Here is a 22294-nt window from a genome sequence, read left to right as displayed (position 1 = left end):
TCAGGCACTGATTCGGTATTCCAAAGATTAGCACCGGTTGAGGTGGAATACCGCCTGGAATACCCGAACGGCTGGAACTCAAAAACTCTCGAAAGACCGCAAAAGCGCTGGAAGCCACGTATTTACTGGATTTCAGGCACAAAAAAAGACGTCCGTGGACGTCTTTAGTTGATCAAATGGTGGAGCCGGGGGGATTTGAACCCCCGTCCGCCAGTACTCCGCTGTCGGTACTACATGCTTAGCCGTGTCTATTAAGTTAACCCTCAGCGACCCGACGGGCAGGGTGCTTTGGGCGAGTTGTGTAAGTTTTAGTCGCTTCGTCCACAACGTACTAGGCGACGATCCTGTTCTATATGACAATCATTTCGGGTTTACAGGCATCCCCTGATGATTGCTGGAGCCGAAGCTACCAGAAGGAAGGCTAGCACCGCTTACGCGGCGAGAGCGTATTCCCCGTAGGTTTCGTCATTGGCAACTATAGAAAGTTGCAACAGTGGATTTACGAGTTCTGTTACCAACTCGGCATGCACCTAAAGTTTCATCACCGGCGTCGAATCCTAATCGGCCCCGAGACTGCTTTCGCAGTCGCTGGGCGGAGTGTACGCCAATCGGCGAAGCACGTCGACCCATGTGTTGCGTCCGTCAAGGCCAGCCACGACGACTGACCTTGTGGGCATGCTTACTTGCCAGCACCTTCGCTGCCAGAACCGATGTTTTGCAGCTTGGTCTTGGCCTGTGTGGTCAGCTTGACACACTTATCCTCATCGCCGGCTTTCTTGGCAGCCATGGCATCTTTCTCGGTCTTTTCGAGCATTTCTTTCACGTCGGGGCTCAGGTTGGTGCCGGACGAAGTCTGCGCATCCTTGAGGGCTTGCAGGTTCGCGCCACACAAGTCATCTGCAGCAAAAACCGGCGAAGCCAACAGTGCAGCGCTGAGGAACAATCCAGTGAGGGCGGTACGCTTCATGTGTCTCTCCTTATAGCCTGTGGACTCGGTGTGGCCGGTCAATGGTGCCGTCGCCCGAGGTTTCTGAGGGCCCGTTCAGTCGCCGGGCCTAGAAGATGGACTGTGGTGAAACGCAGGGGTTCTATTTATTTTCAGGCTCATGCGAAAAAGCCATCTGGTGCACATAAGGCACCAAAATGGGGCGATCTACGGCTTTATGTCTTGATCATGCGATTTGGCCGTGGTCACGCGATCCACCAGATACACCAGCCCGTGGTAGTCGATTCCGCCGTGTTGCGACAGGCCGATTTCACAGGTGCGGCTGGTGGAAATGCCCTCGTGGCAGAACTGCACGGCATCCTTGAGCGTGCGCAGCGAGTGTGCATTCAGTTCCGGTGTCGTGAAGCCTTTGTCGCCCGCGAAGCCGCAGCAGTGAATGCCTTCCGGGATGACCACGTTCACGCTGCATAACCTGGCCAGGTCGATCAACGCCTGGCTTTCGCCCAGGTGTTGGGTGCTGCAGGTGACGTGGACGGCGATGGGTTCCTGTTGCGGGGTGAAGGTGAGTTTGTCCAGCAGGTGGGTGCGGATGAAGCGCACCGGGTCGTACAGGTCGAGGCGCGTGTCCTTGAGGTCTTGCATCAGGCGCAGGGCGCAGGGGCTGGTGTCGCAATAGATGGGGTCGAGGCCGCCGCGGCTCGCTTTGGTCAACGCAGCGAGCAGTTGTTGCCGTTTGTCTTCGGCCTGTTCGCTGTAGCCTTTCGAGGCGAACGGCTGGCCGCAGCACAGGTTGTCCTGATCGTCGGGGAACACCACCTGATAACCGGCTTTTTCCAGCAGGCTGCGGGTTTTGTCGAGGAGTGATGACTGTTCCCTGTCGCCTGCAGAGGGGCCCATGACGCGGGAGACGCAGGCAGCCAGATAGACCACGCGCGGACGCTGGTCGTCGACCGGCGCGGTGAAACGGATCGAGTGTTCAGCCTGGGGCATGGCGGGTGTCCATTGCGGGACGCGTCCGGCCGACCGTTTGCTTAACGACGCCGACAGTTTTGCGAGTCGTGGCGCGCCCAGCAGCATGCGTGCGCCATTGGCGGCGTGCAGGGTGAAGCGTGCGCCTTGCAGGGCGGTCTTGAAGTTGTGCGCCAGCCAGGTTGCGGTTTCGTTGTGATTGGCTTCCTGACTGCGCAGCTTTTTTACCAGTTCGCCGGTGTTGATGCCGACCGGGCAGCGCTGGGCGCACAGGCCGGTCGCGGCGCAGGTATCGATGCCTTGGTAGTGATAGTCGCGCTCCAGTTGTCGGGTGTCGGCTCCGGCGCGTTTTTTCGCCTGGATGTCGCGCCAGATGACGATGCGCTGTCGCGGGCTGAGGGTCAGTCCGTTGGACGGGCAGACCGGTTCGCAGAAGCCGCACTCGATGCATTTGTCGACGATCTCGTCGGCGGCGGGCATCGGTTTCAGGTGTTTCAAATGAATGTGCGGATCGGTGCTGAGCACCACGTCAGGGTTGAGAATGCCGCTGGGGTCGAGCAGGCGTTTGAGTTGCCACATCAGTTGATAGGCGTCGCTGCCCCATTCCTTCTCGACGAAGGGCGCCATGTTGCGACCGGTGCCGTGTTCGGCCTTGAGCGAGCCGCCGAATTCAACCGCAACCAATTGCGCCACGTCGTCCATGAACGCTTGATAGCGGGCGATTTCATCGGGGTTGTTGAAGCCTTGCGTGAACACGAAGTGCAGGTTGCCCTCCAGCGCATGGCCGAACAGGATGGCTTCGTCGTAGTGGTGTTTGTCGAACAGCTCGATCAGGCGGCGCACGCCCATGGCCAGTTGTTCGACGGGGAAGGTCACGTCTTCGATGATGACCGTGGTTCCGGTCTGGCGTACGGCACCGACGGCAGGGAAGGTGTCTTTGCGGATGGCCCAGAGGCGGGCGTTTTCCACTGGGTCGTGGGTGAAGTCCACCTGCTTTTCGACTGTGAAGGCAGCCAGCGACGCCATGATCTGCAGCAGTTGTTCATCGAGCAGCACGCGTGAGGCAGCGCGGGCTTCGATCAGCAAGGCGCAGGCGTTTGCAGACAGCTCTCGCACGAAACCCGGCATGCCCGGTTTGTCCTGCACCGAGCGCAGGCTGCGTCTGTCGAGCAGTTCGACGGCGGCCACCGGCTGGGTTTTGAGGATGGTGACAGCGTTGCAGCAGGTCTCCACATCCGGAAACACGATCAACGCCGACGCCTTGTGTGGGTGATCGACCACGGTGTTGTAGGTGACTGCGCTGATGAACCCGAGCGTGCCTTCGGAGCCGACCAGCAGATGACTGAGGATATCCAGCGGTTCGTCGAAGTCCACCAATGCGTTGAGTGACAGGCCAGTGGTGTTTTTCAGGCGGTATTTGTGGCGAATTCTGGCGGCCAGTTCGGTGTTGGCGCGGGTTTCTCGTGCCAGGCGATCCAGGTTGTTTAGCAGGTCGGCGTGGCTGGCGCGAAATGCGGCGACGCTGGTGGCGTCTTCGGTGTCGAGCAGGGTGCCGTCGGCCAGAATCAGGCGAATGCCTGCGAGCGTGTGATAGGTGTTTTGCGCTGTGCCGCAGCACATGCCGCTGGCGTTATTGGCGACGATGCCGCCGATTTTACAGGCGTTGATTGAGGCCGGGTCCGGGCCGATCTTGCGTCCGAACGGCGCCAGCCAGGCATTGGCCTGCGCGCCGATAACGCCCGGTTGCAGGCGGATTTGCGTTCCCTGATCGCGCAGTTCGCGGCCGTTCCAGTTGTCGCCCAACACCAACAGCACCGAGTCGCTGATTGCCTGGCCGGACAGGCTGGTGCCTGCGGCGCGAAAGGTGATCGCGACCTTTTCGGCTTGGGCCAGCTTGAGCAGCGCGATGACTTCGTCGTCGGACTCGACGCGGATCACCAGTTTCGGAATCAGGCGGTAGAAGCTGGCGTCAGTGCCGAATGCCAGGGTCGAGAGCGGGTCATCGAAGCGACGCTTCTGCGGGATCAGACGGCGGACGCTGTCCAGAAATGCAGCGGGCAGACTCATGCGTCCTCCACGATCAGGACGATCAGGTCTTTGGGACCATGAGCGCCATACGCCAGGACCTGTTCGATGTCGGCGGTCTTAGACGGGCCGGACACCAGCAGCGCGTTGGTCGGCATACCGCCCGCCCAGTTCTGCTTGAGCTGTGCTTCGTAGAGGTTGTCGTAGATCTCGCTGGCCTTGAGCAGGGCGAAATGCACCGGTGGCACGAGGCTCATCAGGCGTGGCTCTTCGCGGGTGGGCCAGATGATCAGGCTGCCGGTGGCGGCGATGGCGCCCAGGGTGGTGGTGAAGCTGGCGGGCGTGTCGTCGAACAGGTCTTTTTTCCATTCTTCGATGGGCCGGTCGTAGGCCTTGAGCGCGGGCAGATCGGGTTGCAGGGCCCAGTACTCGCTGACCCGGCGACCGTGCGGCGTGCCCGGCGCAATCAGCAGGCTGGGTAGCTGGCGGTCCTTGACCAGTTCGCCCAGCCGGCGCGGCCAGTCCTGATCGCTGCACAGGTGAATCTCGGTGTGTACGGCTTCCATCAATTTGCGCAGTTGGGCGACCCGACTTTCCGGAGCGTAGCGCCACGGCTCGGTCACCAATGCCTCGTCGAAATTGTCGGCCACCGGTGTGGTGCCGCTGAGACTGTTGCGCAGTTTGGCGAGGATGTTGTGCCTGGCATTCATGGCTGGTCTCCAGACTTGCGTGTCAGATGCTCGCGGGCCAGCTCGTGCAGTGAGCGGGCGGCGGGTTTCGGTGCACTATGGTTTTGCGTCCACGGGCCGACGTTGCCGGGTGTCAGGCTGCGCAGCCGGGTGGCGAAAAAGCCGAACAGGCGATACATCACAGGCGAGGTGTTGAGCTTCGACCAGGCGTTCCAGATAAAGCGCTCCTTGCGCGAAAACTTGCTGCCTTGATCGCGCATGACCCGGTTTGGCGCATCGGGCGCTTTGACGTTTTCTTCGCGCAGACGCCGTAACAGCGCCGGAATCGGAATCTTCACCGGACAGACTTCGCCGCACGCGCCACACAGGGAAGACGCGCTGGGGTGATCCGGGACTTTCGCCAGGCCTGCCATGTGCGGCGTGATGATCTTGCCGATGGGGCCGGGATAGACCTCGCCATAGGTATGACCGCCGACGCGGGTATAGACCGGGCAGTGATTCATGCACGCGCCGCAGCGAATGCAATTCAGTGTCTGGCGCAGTTCGCTGTCGGCAAATGCCTGGCTGCGACCGTTATCCAGCAGCACCAGATGCACTTCCTGCGGGCCGTCCAGTTCATGGGCCTTGCGCGGGCCGGAGATCATGTTGACGTAGGTGGTGATCGGAATGCCCAGCGCGGAACGGTTCAGCAAGGACAGCAGCGGCACGGTATCGCGCAGGTTTTCGACGACCTTTTCGATCCCGGTCACGGCGATGTGCACGGGCGGCACACTGGTAACCATGCGGCCGTTGCCTTCGTTTTCCACCAGCAGCAGCGTCCCGGTTTCCGCGACTGCGAAGTTGACGCCCGAGACGCCGATGTCGGCTTCGAAGAATTTCTGGCGCAGCACGCGACGGCCGATCTGGATCAACTGATCGACGTCGGTGGTGTATTCCACGTCGAGTTTGTCGTGGAACAGCTTGCCGACCTGGCCGGCATTCTTGTGGATGGCGGGCATGATGATGTGCGAGGGCTTTTCATGGTCCATCTGCACGATGTATTCGCCCATGTCCGCTTCCAGGCACTCGATACCGCGCTCGCCGAGGAAGTCGTTCATCTCCATTTCTTCGCTGACCATCGACTTGCCCTTGATCACCTGTTTCGCTTCATGGGCTTCTACGATGGACATCACGATGGCGTTGGCTTCTTCGACCGTTTCCGCCCAGTGCACCTGCACGCCGTTGCGGATCAGGTTGCGTTCCAGTTGCTCCAGCAGGTCGGGCAGTTTGGAGAGGGCGCGGGCGCGTATGGCGTTGCCCAGCGAGCGCAGGTCTTCGCGCTCATCCGGGTTGCTGAACGCCGCTGCGCGTTTGGTCATCAGCGAATCCATGGCGCGGCGGAAGTTGCCGCGTAACTGTGGATCGCCCAGCGCCTCATGGGCGCGCTCGCGAAAATCCGGCTGATGGATTTCGACGACGGGAATGCGGGTCTGCATGTTCATCGCTGACCTCCGGTGCGTTGCCAGAGAAAGCTCGCCAGATGTTGGCCGCGGATGGATTCGCGCTGTTTTTCCAGCGAGCCGTTGATGTTCATCAGGCAGCCGCAGTCGGCGGTGAGGATCTGGTCGGCGCCTGATTCCTTCAATGCGCGGGTCTTGTCGGCGACCATCGCACCGGAAATGTCCGGCATGCGCACGCTGAAGGTCCCACCGAAGCCGCAGCATTCGCTTTCATGGTCGTGATCGACGCGCTCGACATTGCCCAGTTGCGCCAGCAGTTCACGGGCGTGCAGGTGGGTGTTCATTTCGCGGCGTGCCGAGCATGAGGTGTGCAGGGCGATGCGGGTGGGCTGGCCGTGGTCGTTCAGGCGCGTCTTGCAGACGTGCAGCAGGAATTCGGTCAGTTCATAGGTGCGGGCGGCGAGGTGCTGGACGTGCTTGAGCATCTCGGGCTCATCCTTGAACAGATCGGGGTAATGTTCGCGAAACATGCCGGCGCAAGAACCGGACGGTACGACAACCGGATCGTCGCCTTTGAACAGTGCGAGCTGAGCGCGGGCGACTTCGCGAGCCTGATCGGTGTAGCCCGAGGTGTAGGCCGGTTGCCCGCAACAGCTTTGCGCCTGTGGATAATCCACTTCGATGCCTTCGCGTTCGAGCAGGTGGATCGCGTCCATTCCGGCGTCCGGAAAAAACAGGTCCACGACGCAGGTGCCGAACAGATAGACGCGTTTCGGTTTGTCGGTCGGGTATTCACGCGGCGCATGGCGAGCAGGCGCGACGCGGGTGGCGTTGGCTGTTGGGTTGGGTGCTGCGTTGTGAAAAAGCGTACTCATCAGTTTGAGTCTCCGGGTGGGCCCGGTTATGAATGGCTGACGCCGACGGGTCGATTCGGCGCCAGTGGTGCTTCATTCAGGCATCAATGAACCAGCATGCCGGTGAACCAGTACGCCTGGGCGTAGGTGATACAGCCGACGATGGTGGCGAAAAACAGGCTGTGCTTGAGCGTGAAACGGAACAGGTCAGATTCCCTGCCGACCAGCCCGGTCGCAGCGCAGGCCACGGCGATGGACTGTGGCGAGATCATCTTGCCGGTCACACCGCCGCTGGAGTTGGCCGCGACCATCAACACGTCGCTGACGCCGAGTTGGTGGGCGGTGGTGGCCTGCAGCGAACCGAACAGTGCGTTGGCCGAGGTGTCGGAACCGGTCAGGAACACGCCCAGCCAGCCAAGGAACGGCGAGAAGAACGGGAACGCCGCGCCTGTTCCGGCCAGAACCAGCGCCAGGGTCGAGGACATGCCTGAGTAGTTCATGACGAAAGCAAAGGCCAGCACCATGCCGATAGATACGATTGCCCAGCGCAGCTCAATCAGGGTTTCCTTGAAAGTGGTCAGACCAATCTTCGGGGTGATGCGCAGGACCAGCATCGCGATGATGGCCGAGAACAGAATTGCGGTGCCCGAGGCGGCGATCAGGTCGAACTTGTACACCGCAGGCATCGCCGTCACGTTCGCGACAATCGGGGCGGTTTTCATCACCAACTGATCCAGGTGCGGCACCGGGATGTTGAAGGTGAAGGCCTGAAGGGCACCGCCAGCGGCAAACAGCGCCTTGAACGGTTTCAGTGTCCAGATCGTGACCATGCCGGTCAGGATCAGAAACGGCGACCAAGCCTTGATGATCTGGCCGAGGCTGTAGGGCGATGCGACTGAAGAGCGGGGTTTGTTGAAACCGCCCGGGCCGCCCATGATCGCTGCCGAGCCGCTGCTGACTACGACTGTGTCGGATGCGCGCTGCGGCTGCCAGACTTTCAGGAACAGCGTCAGCGAGACGATGCTGACCAGTGCCGACGTGATGTCCGGCAGTTCCGGTCCGACGAAGTTGGAGGTCAGGAATTGGGTGATCGCAAAGGTGGTGCCTGCGATCAGCGCAGCTGGCCAGGTTTCCTTGACGCCGCGTACACCGTCCATCATGAACATCAGCCAGAACGGTACGAAGATCGACAGGAAAGGCAGTTGGCGGCCTGCCATCGCGCCGATCTTGAACGCATCCAGCCCCGAGACCTGGCCTGCCACGATGATCGGAATGCCCAGCGCGCCGAACGCAACCGGCGCAGTGTTGGCGATCAGGCACAGGCCGGCGGCGTAGAGCGGGTTCAAGCCGAGGCCCACCAGCAAGGCGGCGGTGATGGCGACCGGTGCGCCGAAACCCGCCGCACCTTCCAGAAAGGCACCGAAGCAGAAGGCGATCAGCAATACCTGTAAACGCTGGTCATCGGTGATGGCCATGACCGAGCTGCGAATGATCTCGAACTGACCACTCTTGACCGTCAGTTTGTAGAGAAACACGGCCGCCACGATGATCCACGCGATGGGCCACAGTCCGTAGGCGAATCCATAGCCTGCTGCTGCCAGCGCCATGTCGGTCGGCATCTGGAAGGCGAAGATTGCCACCAGCATCGACAGCGCCAGGGTGATGCTGCCTGCGATATGGCCTTTGAGCCGGAACACGGCAAGCGCCAGGAAGAAGAACACGATGGGGATCAGTGCGGCTGCGGCGGAAAGGCCGAGGCTGCCAAGCGGTGTGTAGAGCTGTTGCCATGTCTGCATGTCGGGAGGCCCCTTAATTATTGTTGGTAAGGCCCGGTGTTCTGTGTGCGCGGCTTCGATTCGACGTCGTGTTGGCGAACGTCTGGTCGATGCTGACGATTGAATCGCACAGCTCACCAGCTCAAGGCTTTCTGTTCGAAAGGCCTTGCAGCGCCACGGAGATCAACCGCCGAACGCTGGCATTGGATAATTGGTAATACCAATTTACAATGTCTGCTGGCTAGATTAGAGGCCTTGTGATTGGTGTGTCAATTTGCGGGGTCATGACTTTTGTCGCATGGGCTCTGGAAGGGCAGTGCCAGACAGGGTTTTCGGCTGAATTGGACAGGTGCCTTGATGGCGGCAATCAGCCAGAATACGCGGGCCCGGCAGCGAGCCGGGACGTTGGAGTAAGTGCTATGGGCTTTGATCAGGTGCGTCAGCGCCGTTTGTCCGACGATATCGTCGAGCAGCTGGAAAAGATGATTCTGGAAGGCACCCTCAAATCGGGTGGGCGTTTACCGGCGGAAAGAGCGTTGGCCGAGCAGTTCGGTGTATCACGCCCGTCATTGCGCGAGGCGATTCAAAAGCTGACGGCCAAGGGCCTGTTGGTAAGTCGGCAGGGAGGCGGCAATTATGTGGTCGAGAACATTGGTTCGACGTTCAGCGACCCCTTGTTGCACTTGCTGGAAAGCAGTCCCGATGCGCAGCGCGATCTGCTGGAGTTTCGTCACACGCTGGAGGCGTCCTGCGCGTACTACGCAGCGATGCGCGCCACCGAGATGGATCGCGAGCGTCTGCGCGTGGCGTTCGAGTCACTGCTGGATTGTTATTCGCGTGCCGACGAGGTCAGCCGGGCCGAGGAGGGCGCAGCCGATGCGAGCTTCCACCTGGCGATTGCCGAGGCCAGCCACAACGCGGTGCTGCTGCACACCATCCGTGGCCTGTTCGACCTGCTCAAGCGCAATGTGGTGATCAACATTGGCGGCATGTACAAACAGCGCACGGAAACTCGCGACATGCTGATCAAGCAGCATCGGGAGCTGTACATGGCGATCATTGAAGGTCGTGCGGAAGACGCGCGCGAGGTGTCGAGCAGGCACCTGACGTATGTGCAGGAAGTGCTGGAAGAAGTCAGGCAGCAGGTTCAGCGCACGGCTCGGGCGGAGCGGCGTAATACGATGTGATATCGGTATCGGCATGCAGCCCGGACGCGGAGCGTCCTGAGAGGCATTCCCACGCGGAGCGATGGGCACGATCAGTGTCGAGACGGACTTGTGTATAACGATGAGCGCGGAGCATGGGAACGATCAGTTCCGGGGCTCAGTCGTCCTTGCCCTTGCTGCGCACGGCGCGCTGCAGCTCACGGTCCGAGTCGCGTTCGCGTTCGGTGTGGCGCTTGTCGTATTCCTTCTTGCCTTTGCCCAGAGCGATTTCGCACTTGATCAAGTGCTGCTTCCAGTAAAGGGAGAGGGCCACGCAGGCATAGCCTTTCTGCTGAACAGACGTGATGAGCTTTTCGAGCTCGCGCTGGTTCAGCAGCAGTTTGCGGGTGCGTGTCGGGTCAGCGATGACGTGCGTGCTGGCCGTCTTGAGCGGCGTGATATGGCAGCCCATCAGCCATGCCTCGCCATCCTTGAGCAGCACGTAACTGTCGACCAGCTGTACCTTGTTGGCACGCAGGCTTTTTACTTCCCAGCCAGCCAGGACCAGACCGGCCTCGAACTTGTGTTCGATGAAGTAATCGTGTCGCGCCTTCTTGTTCTGCGCGATGGTCCCTGTAGGGTGTTTCTTGAGCTTAGCCATAGGGGGCGCATTATAGGGAGTTGCTTCAATGTCGGCTACGGGAAAGCGTGTGCTTGAGCACAATGGTTGAATCCCGGACAATGCGCGCTCTTTTTTGGTTGGGCGTTTCAGTCATGTCGACAGACAAAGTCTCGGTCCACGGTAGCTGGGCAAGCCGCTGGGTATTCATTCTGGCTGCTACCGGCTCTGCCGTCGGGCTGGGCAGTATCTGGAAATTCCCCTACATGGTCGGTGCCTATGGTGGCGGCGCATTCGTGCTGGTGTTTCTGGCATGCATCGCGCTGATCGGCGTCCCCGTCATGATGGCGGAGACGCTGATCGGTCGTCGTGCACGATTGAGCCCGGCCAATGCCCTAAAGACGCTGGCGGTGGAGGCCGGTCATTCGGCGCGCTGGTCCTGGGGCGCGTTCGCCGGAATGATCACGGCGCTGCTTATCCTCTCCTTCTATAGCGTGGTCGGCGGCTGGTCGCTGGACTACATCATCGACATGGGGCGCGGTGACTTTCAGGGCGTGACGGCTGATCAGGTCGGCGCTTACTTCGGCGGCGTGATTGCCGATCCCTGGCGCCTGATTCTCTGGCACACCATTTTCATGCTGCTGTCGGCGGTCGTGATCGGTAAGGGTGTCGAAGCCGGTCTCGAGCGCAGTTTGCGCATCATGATGCCGATGCTGTTCCTGCTGATGCTGATTCTGTTGGGCTACAGCCTGACTACCGGGCACTTCATGGAAGGCGTGCATTTCATGTTCGACTTCAACCCGGACAAGGTTCTCGACGGCTTGTTGCCCGCGATGGGGCACGCGTTCTTTTCGTTGAGCGTGGGTGTCGGTTCGATCATGGTCTACGGTGCGTACATGACCAAGGGCGCGTCGATCAGCACCACGGTGGTCGGCATTGCACTGCTCGATACCTTCGTTTCGTTGCTGGCGGGCCTTGCGCTATTCCCAATCGTTTTTGCCGCAGGTCTGAACCCGAGTGAGGGGCCTGGCCTGATGTTCGTAACATTGCCATTCGCGTTCGGTAACGTAGCGTTCGGTCAGTTGATGGGCGTAGTGTTCTTCGTGTTGGTGGCGGTGGCCGCCTGGAGCTCGGCGATTTCCCTGCTTGAACCGATGGTTGCGTATCTGGTGGAACGCACCGGCGTTCGTCGTGCCTGGGTCACGTTCTGGCTGGCATTCAGTTGCTGGTTTGTTGGCCTTGGTACGGTGTTCTCGTTCAATATCTGGCAAAAGGCCAAGTTTTTCGTGAACGATGGGGGCGCTTTTCATCTCTACCAGTGGGGCGCATCCAATGGCCTGGACTTCTTCGGAGTCATCGATTTCCTCACCTCGCGGATCATGTTGCCGCTGGGTGGATTGTGTTTTGTAGTATTCGCCGGTTGGGTGATGGGCCGTGAAGCGGTGCGCGATGAGTTGTCGATTCGCAGTCCGCTGCTGTTCAGCCTGACGTTCTTTTTGATGCGCTACGTGGCGCCGCTCGGCATTCTTGTGGTGTTTGCCGCTCAGCTCTGGAAATGACGCTCACATGACTACGCATATTCAACGTTCTGCCCTTTTGCCGTACCCGGCTCGTTTCCTGTACGAGCTGGTCAATGATGTCGCGCGTTACCCGGAGTTTCTGCCGTGGTGCTCGTCGGCAACCGTTCTTGAATCCAGTGACGAGCAGATGCGCGCCAGCCTGGAAATCGCAAAAGGCGGGTTAAGCCAGCAATTCGTGACGCGAAACACGCTGATACCGGGCGAGTCGATTGTGATGGATCTGGTTGAAGGCCCTTTCGAGCAATTGCACGGCGTCTGGACGTTCAAGCAGTTGGGCGAAAAGGCCTGCAAGATCAGCCTGGATCTTTCCTTCGACTACGCAGGCCCGATCGTGCGTGCAACCCTGGGGCCGCTGTTCAATCAGGCTGCCAATACCCTGGTGGACGCATTCTGCCAGCGCGCCAAGCAGTTGCATGTCTGACACGCTGATAACGGTCGAGGTGGTCTATGCCGCCGTCGATCGTCAGGCATTGCTGAGTGTGGAAGTGCCTGCTGGCTCAACGGTGCTACAGGCGCTGGCTGCTTCCGGTATTGATCGGCATTTTCCAGAACTGGACCTGACGCGCTGTCCAGTCGGCATTTTCGGCAAGGTGGTCAGCGACCCTTCCGTGCGCTGTGTCGAGGCGGGGGAGCGAATCGAGATCTATCGCCCGTTGCTGGCCGATCCCATGGAAGCGCGCCGTCAGCGTGCGGCCAAGGCCCGTCAAAACAGGGTGCCGCCCACTGCCAGCTGAATGTTTACTGAACGTAACGCACAAAAAAGCCCGGCATGCCGGGCTTTTCTTCGAGCGTCTGGCGTCAGCGAGGGTTGACGTCCAGTGGCTCCTGGGTCGGAACAGGTACAGTCTCGACGCTGTCGACGTCTTTCTGGATCTTGTCTAGCAACGAGCCTGGTTTGGCCGGCTCTTCAGGCGGCTGCTGAGGCTGGTTCTCGACCGGCACGGTGGTGGTATCGCCGTCCTTGCCGAGGATCGCTTCATCGCGGCTTACGCCTGGCATGAAGTCGCCCGACAGGCTGACCAACTGATCGCTTTCATTGAAAATCAGACTGACGCGCTCCTGCTGGCGCTCACCGCCACCTGGCTGAAGGCTGTACAGGTAATCCCACCGATCGGCGTGGAAGGTGTCGGTCAGCAACGGGTTGCCCATGATAAACCGTACTTGCCGCCGGGTCATTCCGGGGCGCAACTGGTTTATCATGTCCTGCGTGACGACATTACCCTGCTGGATGTCGATTTTGTAAACCCCGGGGAATGAACAACCGGCGAGTGCGAGCAGTCCCACGAAGGTGAAACTGGTTAGCAAGAGCTTGGTGTTTTGCATCGGTGGGCGACTTCCACTATCTTGGCTGGGACAACGTAAACCCCGATCATACCTGCATTAAGAGAAGCTGCGAAGCAGCGTCTGCGAGAAAGCTGACCATGGTTGAAAATAGCGAACTACGTAAAGCAGGACTCAAGGTGACCCTACCGCGGGTCAAAATACTCCAAATGCTCGATTCTGCCGAGCAGCGCCACATGAGTGCCGAGGATGTTTACAAGGCATTGATGGAGGCGAGCGAGGATGTCGGTCTGGCCACGGTCTACCGTGTTCTGACTCAGTTTGAAGCCGCTGGACTGGTGGTTCGCCACAATTTCGACGGTGGTCATGCTGTGTTCGAACTGGCTGATGGCGGCCACCACGACCATATGGTCAATGTGGAGTCAGGTGAGGTGATCGAATTCTTCGACGAAGAAATCGAGAAGCTTCAGAAAGCCATCGTCGAACGACACGGCTTTGATCTGGTGGACCACAATCTGGTGCTCTACGTGCGCAACAAAAAGGCGTAAGCACACCGGCAAAGGCGACCTCAGTGTCGCCTTTGTGCTTTCTATGGTCCATGAATCCGGATCGGCGCTCTGTCGATCAGTTTTTAGCGGTAATGACCATCTTTTTGGCGTGTGCCAATGATTCCTTGGTCAGGTCGATGCCGCCCAGCATGCGCGCCACTTCCTCTATGCGCTCGGCCTTGGTCAGTTTTGACACAGCAGTGCGTGTCGCATCGTTATCCCTGACCTTGTGCACGAACAGATGCTGGTGCCCCTGCGCCGCGACCTGCGGCAGGTGAGTCACGGTCATGACCTGTCCACGCTCGCCCAAGCGTCTCAACAGCTGGCCAACAATCTCGGCCGTCGGGCCACCGATCCCCACATCGACTTCATCGAACACCAGCGTCGGTACACGTGAGGTCTGGGCGGTGATGACCTGGATCGCCAGACTGATTCGTGACAGCTCGCCACCCGACGCCACCTTCGCCAGCGCCTTGAGCGGCTGACCGGGGTTGGCGCTGACCAGCAGTTCGACGTGTTCCAGGCCATGAGGATGAGGCTCGCTGCCGGGAATGGCCTTCAATTCGATCTGGAAGCGACCGCCGGGCATGCCCAGTCGATGAATCTCCTGCTCGACGGCACTGGCCAGTCGGGTCGACGAGGTGTGACGCAGGTCACTCAGTTCGCGAGCCTTTTCCTGATAGTGGCGGGCAAACGCCTGAACCTCATGCTCAAGCCGTTCGATGGATTCATCGTTGGCATTCAGTGTTTCGATTTCATCCAGCAGCTTCTGCTGCAGGGTCGCCACTTCGTTGGGCTGGATGCGGTGTTTGCGTGCGAGTGTATAAATAGCATCGAGCCGTTCTTCAAGCTGCTGAAGTCTGGCCGGGTCAGCGTCGAAATGGTCGAGAAAGCGATTGAGCTCGCCGACGGCTTCTTCTACCTGAATCTGGGCGCTGGACAGCAGATCAGTGGCTTCGCTGAGTGCGGTAGGTGAGTTATTCACGCTGCCCAGGCGATGCAGGCTGGCCGTCAGGGCATTGAGCACGTTGCCGGAATCGCTCTCGCTGCATTGCTCGACGACCTGTCGGCAGATGCTCAGCAGGCTTTCGGCATTGGTCAGGTTCTTGTGTTCCTGCTCCAGTTGCTCCAGCTCGTTCTCGCCAAGGCTCAGGCTTTCCAGCTCTTCCAGCTGATAGCTGAGCAACTGGTGACGTGCCCGTTGCTCGTCACCCGAATTGGAAAGACGTTCCAGCTCTTGCCGGGTCTGACGCCAGCGCTGTGCCGCCAGTTGAACCTGCCGCGCCAGATCGGTCGCGCCTGCGTATTCGTCCAGCAGACGGCGGTGGGTATCGGTCTTGAGCAGGGATTGATGCTCATGCTGGCTGTGGATATCGATCAGCAGTTCGCCAAGCGCTTTCAGGTCGCCTTGAGGGCAGGGCGAGCCGTTGATGTACGAGCGCGAGCGGCCTTCTGCGGTGATGACCCGGCGCAGGATGCAGGGGCCGTCGTTGTCCAGATCGCGCTCCTTGAGCCAGACCTGTGCTTCGGGAATGTCATCGAGATCGAAGGTGGCGAGGATGTCGGCCTTGTCAGCACCCGGACGAACCACGCCGCTGTCGGCCCGGTCGCCCAGCGTCAGGCCCAGCGCGTCGAGCATGATGGATTTGCCAGCGCCGGTTTCGCCAGTGATTACGCTCATGCCTCGATCAAGCTCGAGATCGAGGTGTTCGACGATGGCGTAGTTATGTACGGAAAGGTGCACCAGCATTGAGCGGCTCCCGAGCTATTTGTCTGGTTATTTATACAGTGTTTTATTTGCTGCTGACAATGCCTTGGCTTAGCTCGATTTGATTGGTCTTCCTTGTTTTTTAGTCCGCGCAGCGAGACGTGTCGATTTTTTCTGGCTCTTTATTCCCTATTTTTTTGTGAGGAAATGCACATATCCAGTGCTGTCTGCCCTTGAAGCCGAAAATTCCGATCCCATATAGGGGGCAGAAGCGCGAGTTGGGTTCGCGGACGTTTTTAAAGGAGAACACTTATGGCTGACGAACAGAATCTGGATGCGCAGAGCCAGGACCAGGCTGCCGAAGCAGGCGCGGGCGACGAACTGACGACCCGTGTGCAAGTGCTCGAAGAGCAACTGGCTGCCGCGCAGGACCAATCCCTGCGAGTGGCTGCGGATCTGCAGAATGTCCGCCGCCGCGCTGAACAGGATGTTGAAAAGGCTCACAAGTTTGCGTTGGAAAAATTTGCCGGTGATCTGCTGCCGATCATCGACAGTCTGGAGCGAGGTATCGAGCTGTCCAGTCCGGACGACGAGAGCATTCGCCCGATGCGTGAAGGTATCGAGCTGACCTTGAAGATGTTTCAGGACACCCTCAAGCGTTATCAGTTGGAAGCCGTCGACCCGCATGGTCAGCCCTTCAGTGCCGAACAGCACCAGGCAATGGCCATGCAGGAAAGTGCAGATGTAGAGCCCAATACGGTGCTCAAAGTGTTTCAGAAGGGTTACCAGCTCAATGGTCGTCTGCTGCGCCCGGCCATGGTCGTGGTCAGCAAGGCACCGTCGCCTGTTACGCCGTCAATTGACGAGCAGGCTTGAAATCAGCTGCAAGGCCCCCATTTACAGGTCAAGCGTTTAAGAGCTACCGCAATTTGTAAACGCAGTTGCGGCAACCAAATCAAAGTTTCGGGAGAGTCAAGATGGGCAGAATTATCGGTATCGACCTGGGGACTACCAACTCCTGTGTCTCCATTCTGGAAAACGGCAAGGCCAAGGTTATCGAGAACGCTGAAGGCGCTCGCACCACGCCGTCGATCATTGCCTACGCCAACGATGGTGAAATCCTGGTCGGTCAGTCTGCAAAGCGTCAGGCTGTAACCAATCCGCACAACACGCTGTACGCAGTAAAGCGTCTGATCGGCCGTCGTTTTGACGAAGAAGTCGTTCAGAAAGACATCCAGATGGTCCCTTACAAGATCGTCAAGGCTGACAACAGCGACGCCTGGGTTGAAGTGAATGGCCAGAAAATGGCGCCTCCTCAGATTTCCGCTGAAATCCTGAAAAAGATGAAGAAGACCGCTGAAGACTACCTCGGTGAAGCTGTTACCGAAGCGGTCATCACTGTTCCTGCCTACTTCAACGACAGCCAGCGTCAGGCGACCAAGGACGCCGGCCGCATCGCGGGTCTGGACGTCAAGCGCATTATCAACGAGCCTACCGCTGCCGCTCTGGCCTACGGTATGGACAAGGCGAAGGGCGACCACACTGTCATCGTTTATGACCTGGGTGGCGGTACGTTCGACGTATCGGTTATCGAAATCGCTGAAGTCGACGGTGAGCACCAGTTCGAAGTGTTGGCCACCAACGGCGACACCTTCCTGGGTGGTGAGGACTTCGACATTCGTCTGATCGACTACCTCGTCGACGAATTCAAGAAAGAAAGCGGCATGAACCTGAAGGGCGACCCTCTGGCGATGCAGCGTCTGAAAGAAGCTGCTGAAAAGGCCAAGATCGAGCTGTCCTCCAGCATGCAGACTGACGTCAACCTGCCGTACATCACTGCAGATGCGACCGGTCCAAAGCACTTGAACGTGAAAATCTCCCGTTCGAAGCTGGAATCGTTGGTTGAAGACCTGGTTCAGCGCACCATCGAACCTTGCCGCATTGCATTGAAGGATGCTGGCATCGACATCGGCAGCATCAACGACGTGATCCTGGTCGGTGGTCAGACCCGCATGCCGCTGGTTCAGAAGCTGGTGACCGAGTTCTTCGGCAAAGAAGCGCGTAAAGACGTCAACCCGGACGAAGCGGTTGCCATGGGTGCTGCCATCCAGGGTGCGGTACTGGCCGGTGATGTCAAAGACGTTCTGCTGCTCGACGTCAGCCCGCTGACTCTGGGTATCGAAACCATGGGCGGCGTGATGACAGCGCTGATCGAGAAAAACACCACGATTCCTACCAAGAAATCGCAGGTGTTCTCGACTGCCGATGACAACCAGAGCGCTGTGACCATTCACGTGCTGCAGGGTGAGCGTAAACAAGCCGGTCAGAACAAGTCCCTGGGCAAGTTCGACCTGGCCGAGATTCCACCGGCTCCACGTGGCGTGCCACAGATCGAAGTGACCTTCGACATCGACGCCAACGGCATTCTGCACGTAGGCGCGAAAGACAAGGCCACCGGCAAGCAGCAGTCCATCGTGATCAAGGCCAACTCCGGTCTGTCCGAGGAAGAAATTCAGCAGATGGTTCGTGACGCTGAAGTCAACGCTGAGGAAGATCGCAAGTTCGAAGAGCTGGCCTCTGCCCGTAACCAGGGTGATGCGCTGGTCCACTCGACTCGCAAGATGATCTCCGATGCAGGCGACAAAGTGACTGCCGAAGAGAAGGCCGCAGTCGAAGCTGCAGTAGTCGCTCTGGAAGCCGCTGTTAAAGGCGACGACAAGGCTGCCATCGAAGCCAAGGTCGAAGAGCTGTCCAAGGTTTCCGCGCCAATCGCTCAGAAGATGTACGCCGAGCAGGCCGAGAACCCGGAAGCAGCGGCCAAGCCTGCTGACGAACCGTCCAAGGCTGACGACGCTGTCGACGCCGAGTTCGAAGAAGTGAAAGACCACAAGTAAGCGCAGGCTCACTTGCAAGCCGGTTGACCTCTTTCGAGTGGTGGCTGGTAGGATGTCGCCGCGCGGGAGCTTGCTCCCGCGTTGGCGTGTCTGGAACAGGCAAAATTTCGGCAGGCGGATTTCGGTCCGAATGCCATGTGGCAAGATCGCGATGCTCCTGCGTGGCGACTCATTCTGCCGCTTTCTCGGCCAGGTCTTTCTGGCCGTTGAACGAAGACCAGGATCGTTGAATTGACGTGAGTTGGGTCCGGGCCTGTATGGGGCTCAACGAGTTTGGCGAGGCTCAGGAGGGTCTTGCCGAACGTCCTCAAGAGTGCGGAAGAATTATGGCAAAGCGTGATTATTACGAAGTGTTGGGAGTGGAGCGAGGCTCCAGCGAGGCGGAGCTGAAAAAGGCTTACCGTCGTCTGGCGATGAAGCATCACCCTGACCGCAACCCTGATGACAAAGCGTCGGAAGAGATGTTCAAGGAGGCCAACGAGGCCTACGAAGTCCTGTCCGATGCCAGTAAGCGTGCGGCCTACGATCAGTACGGTCATGCCGGTGTCGACCCTAGCATGGGCGGCGGCGGAGGCTTTGGTGGTGGCGCTGGCGGTGCGAACTTCTCCGATATCTTCGGTGATGTATTCAGTGACTTCTTCGGTGGTGGCAGAGCTGGCGGCGGTGGACGCGGTGGTGCCCAGCGTGGCAGCGACCTGCGTTACACGCTCGAGCTGAACCTCGAAGAGGCGGTTCGTGGCACAACGGTCAGCATCCGCGTCCCGACGCTGGTCAACTGCAAGCCGTGTGATGGCAGTGGCGCGAAGAAGGGCTCTTCGCCGGTCACGTGTCCGACCTGTGGTGGTATCGGTCAGGTGCGTATGCAGCAGGGGTTCTTCTCCGTGCAGCAGACCTGCCCGCGTTGCCATGGTCACGGCAAGATCATTTCCGATCCGTGCGATTCGTGCCACGGCGAAGGCCGTGTCGAAGAGTACAAGACGCTCTCCGTCAAAGTGCCGCCAGGTGTCGATACCGGCGACCGCATTCGTCTGTCCGGCGAAGGCGAGGCGGGCGTTCAGGGTGGTCCGACGGGCGACCTGTACGTGGTCATCAACGTGCGCGAGCACGACATCTTCCAGCGTGACGGCAAGCACCTGTTCTGCGAAGTACCTATCAGCTTTACCGATGCAGCGCTGGGTGGCGAGCTTGAAGTGCCGACACTCGACGGTCGCGTCAAGCTGAAGATCCCCGAGGGTACCCAGACCGGCAAGCAGTTCCGTCTGCGCGGCAAGGGTGTTGCTCCGGTACGCGGTGGCGGTGCGGGCGATCTGATGTGTCGTGTGGCGGTCGAAACCCCGGTCAACCTCAGCAAGCGTCAGCGCGAGCTGCTGGAAGAGTTCCGCACGTCGCTTGAGAATGATGAGTCCCACTCTCCCAAGGCCAGTGGCTGGTTTGAGGGCGTGAAGCGCTTCTTCGGTGATTTGTAAGGTTATCTAAGGAAATCGGCATGCGACGTATTGCTGTAGTGGGCGCCGCCGGGCGCATGGGTAAAACCTTGATCGAAGCGATTCAACAGGCGCCTGGCGCCGGGTTGACCGCTGCGATCGATCGTCCTGACAGCACGCTGGTTGGTGCAGACGCTGGCGAGCTGGCTGCGTTGGGTCGTATCGGTGTTCCTTTGTCAGGTGATCTGGCCAAGGTCGCCGACGAGTTCGATGTGCTGATCGATTTCACGCATCCGTCGGTGACGCTCAAGAACCTGGCGTTCTGCCGCAAGGCGGGCAAGGCCATGATCATTGGCACGACCGGGTTCAGCGTTGAGGAAAAGCAGCGTCTGGTTGAGGCGGGCAAGGACATCCCGATCGTGTTCGCCGCCAATTTCAGTATCGGCGTCAACCTATGTCTGAAGTTGCTCGATACGGCGGCCCGGGTTCTGGGTGATGACGTCGATATCGAAATCACCGAAGCGCATCACCGTCACAAGGTCGACGCGCCGTCAGGCACTGCGTTGCGCATGGGTGAGGTGGTTGCCAGTGCGTTGGGGCGTGACCTGCAGAAGGTTGCGGTCTATGGTCGTGAAGGTCAGACCGGTGCGCGTGATCGTCAGAGCATCGGCTTCGCGACAATTCGCGCCGGCGATGTGGTCGGTGATCACACGGTGCTGTTTGCTGCCGACGGTGAGCGTGTCGAGATTACTCATAAGGCGTCCAGTCGCATGACGTTTGCCAAGGGTGCCGTGAGGGCCGCGATGTGGCTCGATGGCAAGGCGCCGGGGCTGTATGACATGCAGGATGTGCTGGATCTGCATTGATCCTTGCATCCGCAGTGATCAGGCCGGATTTCGTACACGCTGCGGGATTCGGCCTTTTACTGACTGATTCGCTTCAACCCGCTGTCGCATTTCCCCGCATTTCAGGCACATTGGTGGTAGACCAAAATGGGCCTTTTCTGTAAGCTACAGCTTTAGTGTGTCCACTAAAAGCGCGCAGATGATTCTATAAGAAAGCGGGGTGACGTATCTACGTCATTCCGCTTTTTTGCAACCTGCGAACGCCCTTTCAGGCTTTATTTACGGGAGGTCTTCTTGACTAAGCCAGCCATACTCGCCCTTGCTGATGGCAGCATTTTTCGCGGCGAAGCCATTGGAGCCGACGGTCAGACCGTTGGTGAGGTGGTGTTCAACACCGCAATGACAGGCTATCAGGAAATCCTTACCGATCCTTCCTATGCCCAGCAGATCGTTACCCTGACTTATCCCCATATCGGCAACACCGGCACCACGCCTGAAGACGCCGAGTCTGATCGCGTCTGGTCCGCAGGTCTGGTCATCCGTGACCTGCCTCTGGTCGCCAGCAACTGGCGTAACAAGATGTCGCTGGACGACTACCTGAAGGCCAATAACGTTGTCGCCATCGCCGGTATCGACACCCGTCGCCTGACCCGCATCCTGCGTGAGAAAGGCGCACAGAACGGCTGCATCATGGCCGGTGACAACCTCTCTGAAGAAGCCGCTATTGCGGCAGCGCGCGGCTTCCCAGGCCTCAAGGGCATGGATCTGGCCAAGGAAGTCAGCACCAAGGACACCTACGAATGGCGTTCCAGCGTCTGGGACCTGAAGACCGACAGCCATGCTGAAATCGCTGCTTCCGAGCTGCCTTACCACGTGGTTGCCTACGATTATGGTGTGAAGCTGAACATCCTGCGCATGCTGGTCGAGCGCGGCTGCCGCGTGACCGTGGTTCCGGCGCAGACGCCTGCCAAGGACGTTCTGGCCTACAACCCGGACGGTGTGTTCCTGTCCAACGGTCCTGGCGATCCAGAGCCTTGCGATTACGCGATCACTGCGATCAAGGAAGTGCTGGAAACCGAAACCCCGGTATTCGGCATCTGCCTGGGGCACCAGTTGCTCGCTCTGGCCTCCGGCGCCAAGACTGTAAAAATGGGCCATGGCCACCACGGTGCCAACCACCCGGTTCAGGATCTGGACACCGGTGTCGTCATGATCACCAGCCAGAACCACGGTTTCGCGGTAGACGAAGCCACGCTGCCAGCCAACGTGCGCGCCATCCACAAGTCGCTGTTCGACGGCACCCTGCAGGGTATCGAGCGTACCGACAAGAGCGCCTTCAGCTTCCAGGGCCACCCTGAAGCCAGCCCTGGCCCGAGCGACGTCGCGCCGCTGTTTGACCGCTTTATCGAAGCCATGGCCAAGCGACGCTGACCGGTTGCCTTGAGACTGTAGTAAGCAGGTGACCTGGCTGGACCCGGACAATACATCCGGTCGCTGCCACCCAGGCCACCTCAATGAAATGTTCAAGACGGCTTGCCGACTGACCTGCGGAT

Annotated in this window: 19 protein-coding genes and 1 other RNA gene; 10 read left to right on the top strand and 10 right to left on the bottom strand. The window is 59.3% G+C overall.

The window, feature by feature from the left end:
* Window positions 1-177 precede the first annotated feature (177 nt).
* The 7 genes from ssrA to CFBP1590_RS22600 all read right to left on the bottom strand — a co-directional run bounded on the left by ssrA (window position 178) and on the right by CFBP1590_RS22600 (window position 8718).
* Window positions 178-569, bottom strand: a transfer-messenger RNA (tmRNA) gene (gene ssrA, locus CFBP1590_RS22630).
* Window positions 570-679: 110 nt separating this feature from the next.
* The gene (locus tag CFBP1590_RS22625; RefSeq protein WP_058432162.1) at window positions 680-967 is read right to left on the bottom strand and encodes a PA2433 domain-containing protein; all 288 of its coding nucleotides are present in this window, start codon (window positions 965-967) and stop codon (window positions 680-682) included.
* A gap of 186 nt (window positions 968-1153) precedes the next feature.
* Window positions 1154-3982 (bottom strand): FAD-binding and (Fe-S)-binding domain-containing protein, encoded by a 2829-nt coding sequence (locus CFBP1590_RS22620; protein WP_088235958.1) that lies wholly within the window; start codon window positions 3980-3982, stop codon window positions 1154-1156.
* Window positions 3979-4650: a LutC/YkgG family protein gene (locus CFBP1590_RS22615; RefSeq protein WP_088235957.1), complete on the bottom strand. Its 672-nt coding sequence runs from the start codon at window positions 4648-4650 to the stop codon at window positions 3979-3981. The genes CFBP1590_RS22620 and CFBP1590_RS22615 overlap by 4 nt, the downstream gene beginning before the upstream one ends.
* Window positions 4647-6110 (bottom strand): LutB/LldF family L-lactate oxidation iron-sulfur protein, encoded by a 1464-nt coding sequence (locus CFBP1590_RS22610; RefSeq protein WP_088235956.1) that lies wholly within the window; start codon window positions 6108-6110, stop codon window positions 4647-4649. The genes CFBP1590_RS22615 and CFBP1590_RS22610 overlap by 4 nt, the downstream gene beginning before the upstream one ends.
* Window positions 6107-6943: a (Fe-S)-binding protein gene (locus tag CFBP1590_RS22605; protein WP_088235955.1), complete on the bottom strand. Its 837-nt coding sequence runs from the start codon at window positions 6941-6943 to the stop codon at window positions 6107-6109. The genes CFBP1590_RS22610 and CFBP1590_RS22605 overlap by 4 nt, the downstream gene beginning before the upstream one ends.
* An 83-nt stretch (window positions 6944-7026) precedes the next feature.
* Entirely contained in the window at window positions 7027-8718 is a 1692-nt protein-coding gene (locus CFBP1590_RS22600; protein WP_029242083.1) for a lactate permease LctP family transporter, read from the bottom strand.
* A 398-nt stretch (window positions 8719-9116) separates the two neighbouring features.
* Between CFBP1590_RS22600 and CFBP1590_RS22595 the strand changes: the two genes are divergently transcribed.
* Complete coding sequence (locus tag CFBP1590_RS22595) at window positions 9117-9884, top strand: GntR family transcriptional regulator (protein ID WP_004883375.1); 768 nt, start codon at window positions 9117-9119, stop codon at window positions 9882-9884.
* 136 nt (window positions 9885-10020) lie between these two features.
* Here CFBP1590_RS22595 and smpB read toward each other — a convergent pair whose 3' ends face one another.
* Complete coding sequence (gene smpB, locus CFBP1590_RS22590; protein WP_025996617.1) at window positions 10021-10503, bottom strand: SsrA-binding protein SmpB; 483 nt, start codon at window positions 10501-10503, stop codon at window positions 10021-10023.
* Window positions 10504-10616: 113 nt separating this feature from the next.
* Here smpB and CFBP1590_RS22585 point away from each other — a divergent pair, with 113 nt between their 5' ends.
* From CFBP1590_RS22585 to CFBP1590_RS22575, 3 genes are read left to right on the top strand one after another with little or no spacing between them, the layout of a single operon-like run.
* Window positions 10617-12020, top strand: coding sequence for a sodium-dependent transporter (locus tag CFBP1590_RS22585; RefSeq protein ID WP_004880017.1), 1404 nt, complete (start codon window positions 10617-10619; stop codon window positions 12018-12020).
* 7 nt (window positions 12021-12027) lie between these two features.
* Complete coding sequence (locus CFBP1590_RS22580; protein WP_029244460.1) at window positions 12028-12462, top strand: type II toxin-antitoxin system RatA family toxin; 435 nt, start codon at window positions 12028-12030, stop codon at window positions 12460-12462.
* On the top strand, window positions 12455-12775 hold the full coding sequence (locus tag CFBP1590_RS22575; protein WP_088235954.1) for an RnfH family protein: 321 nt from the start codon (window positions 12455-12457) through the stop codon (window positions 12773-12775). The genes CFBP1590_RS22580 and CFBP1590_RS22575 overlap by 8 nt, the downstream gene beginning before the upstream one ends.
* A 64-nt stretch (window positions 12776-12839) precedes the next feature.
* Here CFBP1590_RS22575 and CFBP1590_RS22570 read toward each other — a convergent pair whose 3' ends face one another.
* On the bottom strand, window positions 12840-13364 hold the full coding sequence (locus tag CFBP1590_RS22570) for an outer membrane protein assembly factor BamE (protein ID WP_004880010.1): 525 nt from the start codon (window positions 13362-13364) through the stop codon (window positions 12840-12842).
* 98 nt (window positions 13365-13462) lie between these two features.
* Between CFBP1590_RS22570 and fur the strand changes: the two genes are divergently transcribed.
* The gene (fur, locus tag CFBP1590_RS22565) at window positions 13463-13870 is read left to right on the top strand and encodes a ferric iron uptake transcriptional regulator (protein ID WP_002555142.1); all 408 of its coding nucleotides are present in this window, start codon (window positions 13463-13465) and stop codon (window positions 13868-13870) included.
* Between the two features lie 76 nt (window positions 13871-13946).
* Here fur and recN read toward each other — a convergent pair whose 3' ends face one another.
* Window positions 13947-15620 carry a DNA repair protein RecN gene (gene recN, locus CFBP1590_RS22560; protein WP_088235953.1) on the bottom strand — a complete coding sequence of 558 codons (1674 nt, stop codon included), beginning with the start codon at window positions 15618-15620 and terminating at the stop codon, window positions 13947-13949.
* Between the two features lie 270 nt (window positions 15621-15890).
* Between recN and grpE the strand changes: the two genes are divergently transcribed.
* From grpE to carA, 5 genes are all read left to right on the top strand, one after another.
* A complete protein-coding gene (gene grpE / locus CFBP1590_RS22555) occupies window positions 15891-16454 on the top strand; it encodes a nucleotide exchange factor GrpE (RefSeq protein WP_004880006.1) in 564 nt (187 codons plus the stop codon).
* Window positions 16455-16519: 65 nt separating this feature from the next.
* Entirely contained in the window at window positions 16520-18472 is a 1953-nt protein-coding gene (dnaK, locus tag CFBP1590_RS22550; protein ID WP_269457913.1) for a molecular chaperone DnaK, read from the top strand.
* Window positions 18473-18798: 326 nt separating this feature from the next.
* Window positions 18799-19938 carry a molecular chaperone DnaJ gene (gene dnaJ / locus CFBP1590_RS22545; RefSeq protein ID WP_004880000.1) on the top strand — a complete coding sequence of 380 codons (1140 nt, stop codon included), beginning with the start codon at window positions 18799-18801 and terminating at the stop codon, window positions 19936-19938.
* A 20-nt stretch (window positions 19939-19958) separates the two neighbouring features.
* The gene (gene dapB, locus CFBP1590_RS22540; protein WP_029244464.1) at window positions 19959-20762 is read left to right on the top strand and encodes a 4-hydroxy-tetrahydrodipicolinate reductase; all 804 of its coding nucleotides are present in this window, start codon (window positions 19959-19961) and stop codon (window positions 20760-20762) included.
* A 273-nt stretch (window positions 20763-21035) separates the two neighbouring features.
* Window positions 21036-22172: a glutamine-hydrolyzing carbamoyl-phosphate synthase small subunit gene (carA, locus tag CFBP1590_RS22535; protein ID WP_088235951.1), complete on the top strand. Its 1137-nt coding sequence runs from the start codon at window positions 21036-21038 to the stop codon at window positions 22170-22172.
* Window positions 22173-22294 lie beyond the last annotated feature (122 nt).

Source organism: Pseudomonas viridiflava (assembly GCF_900184295.1).
Lineage (GTDB): Bacteria > Pseudomonadota > Gammaproteobacteria > Pseudomonadales > Pseudomonadaceae > Aquipseudomonas > Aquipseudomonas viridiflava.
This window is presented reverse-complemented; position numbering and strand designations above follow the sequence as displayed.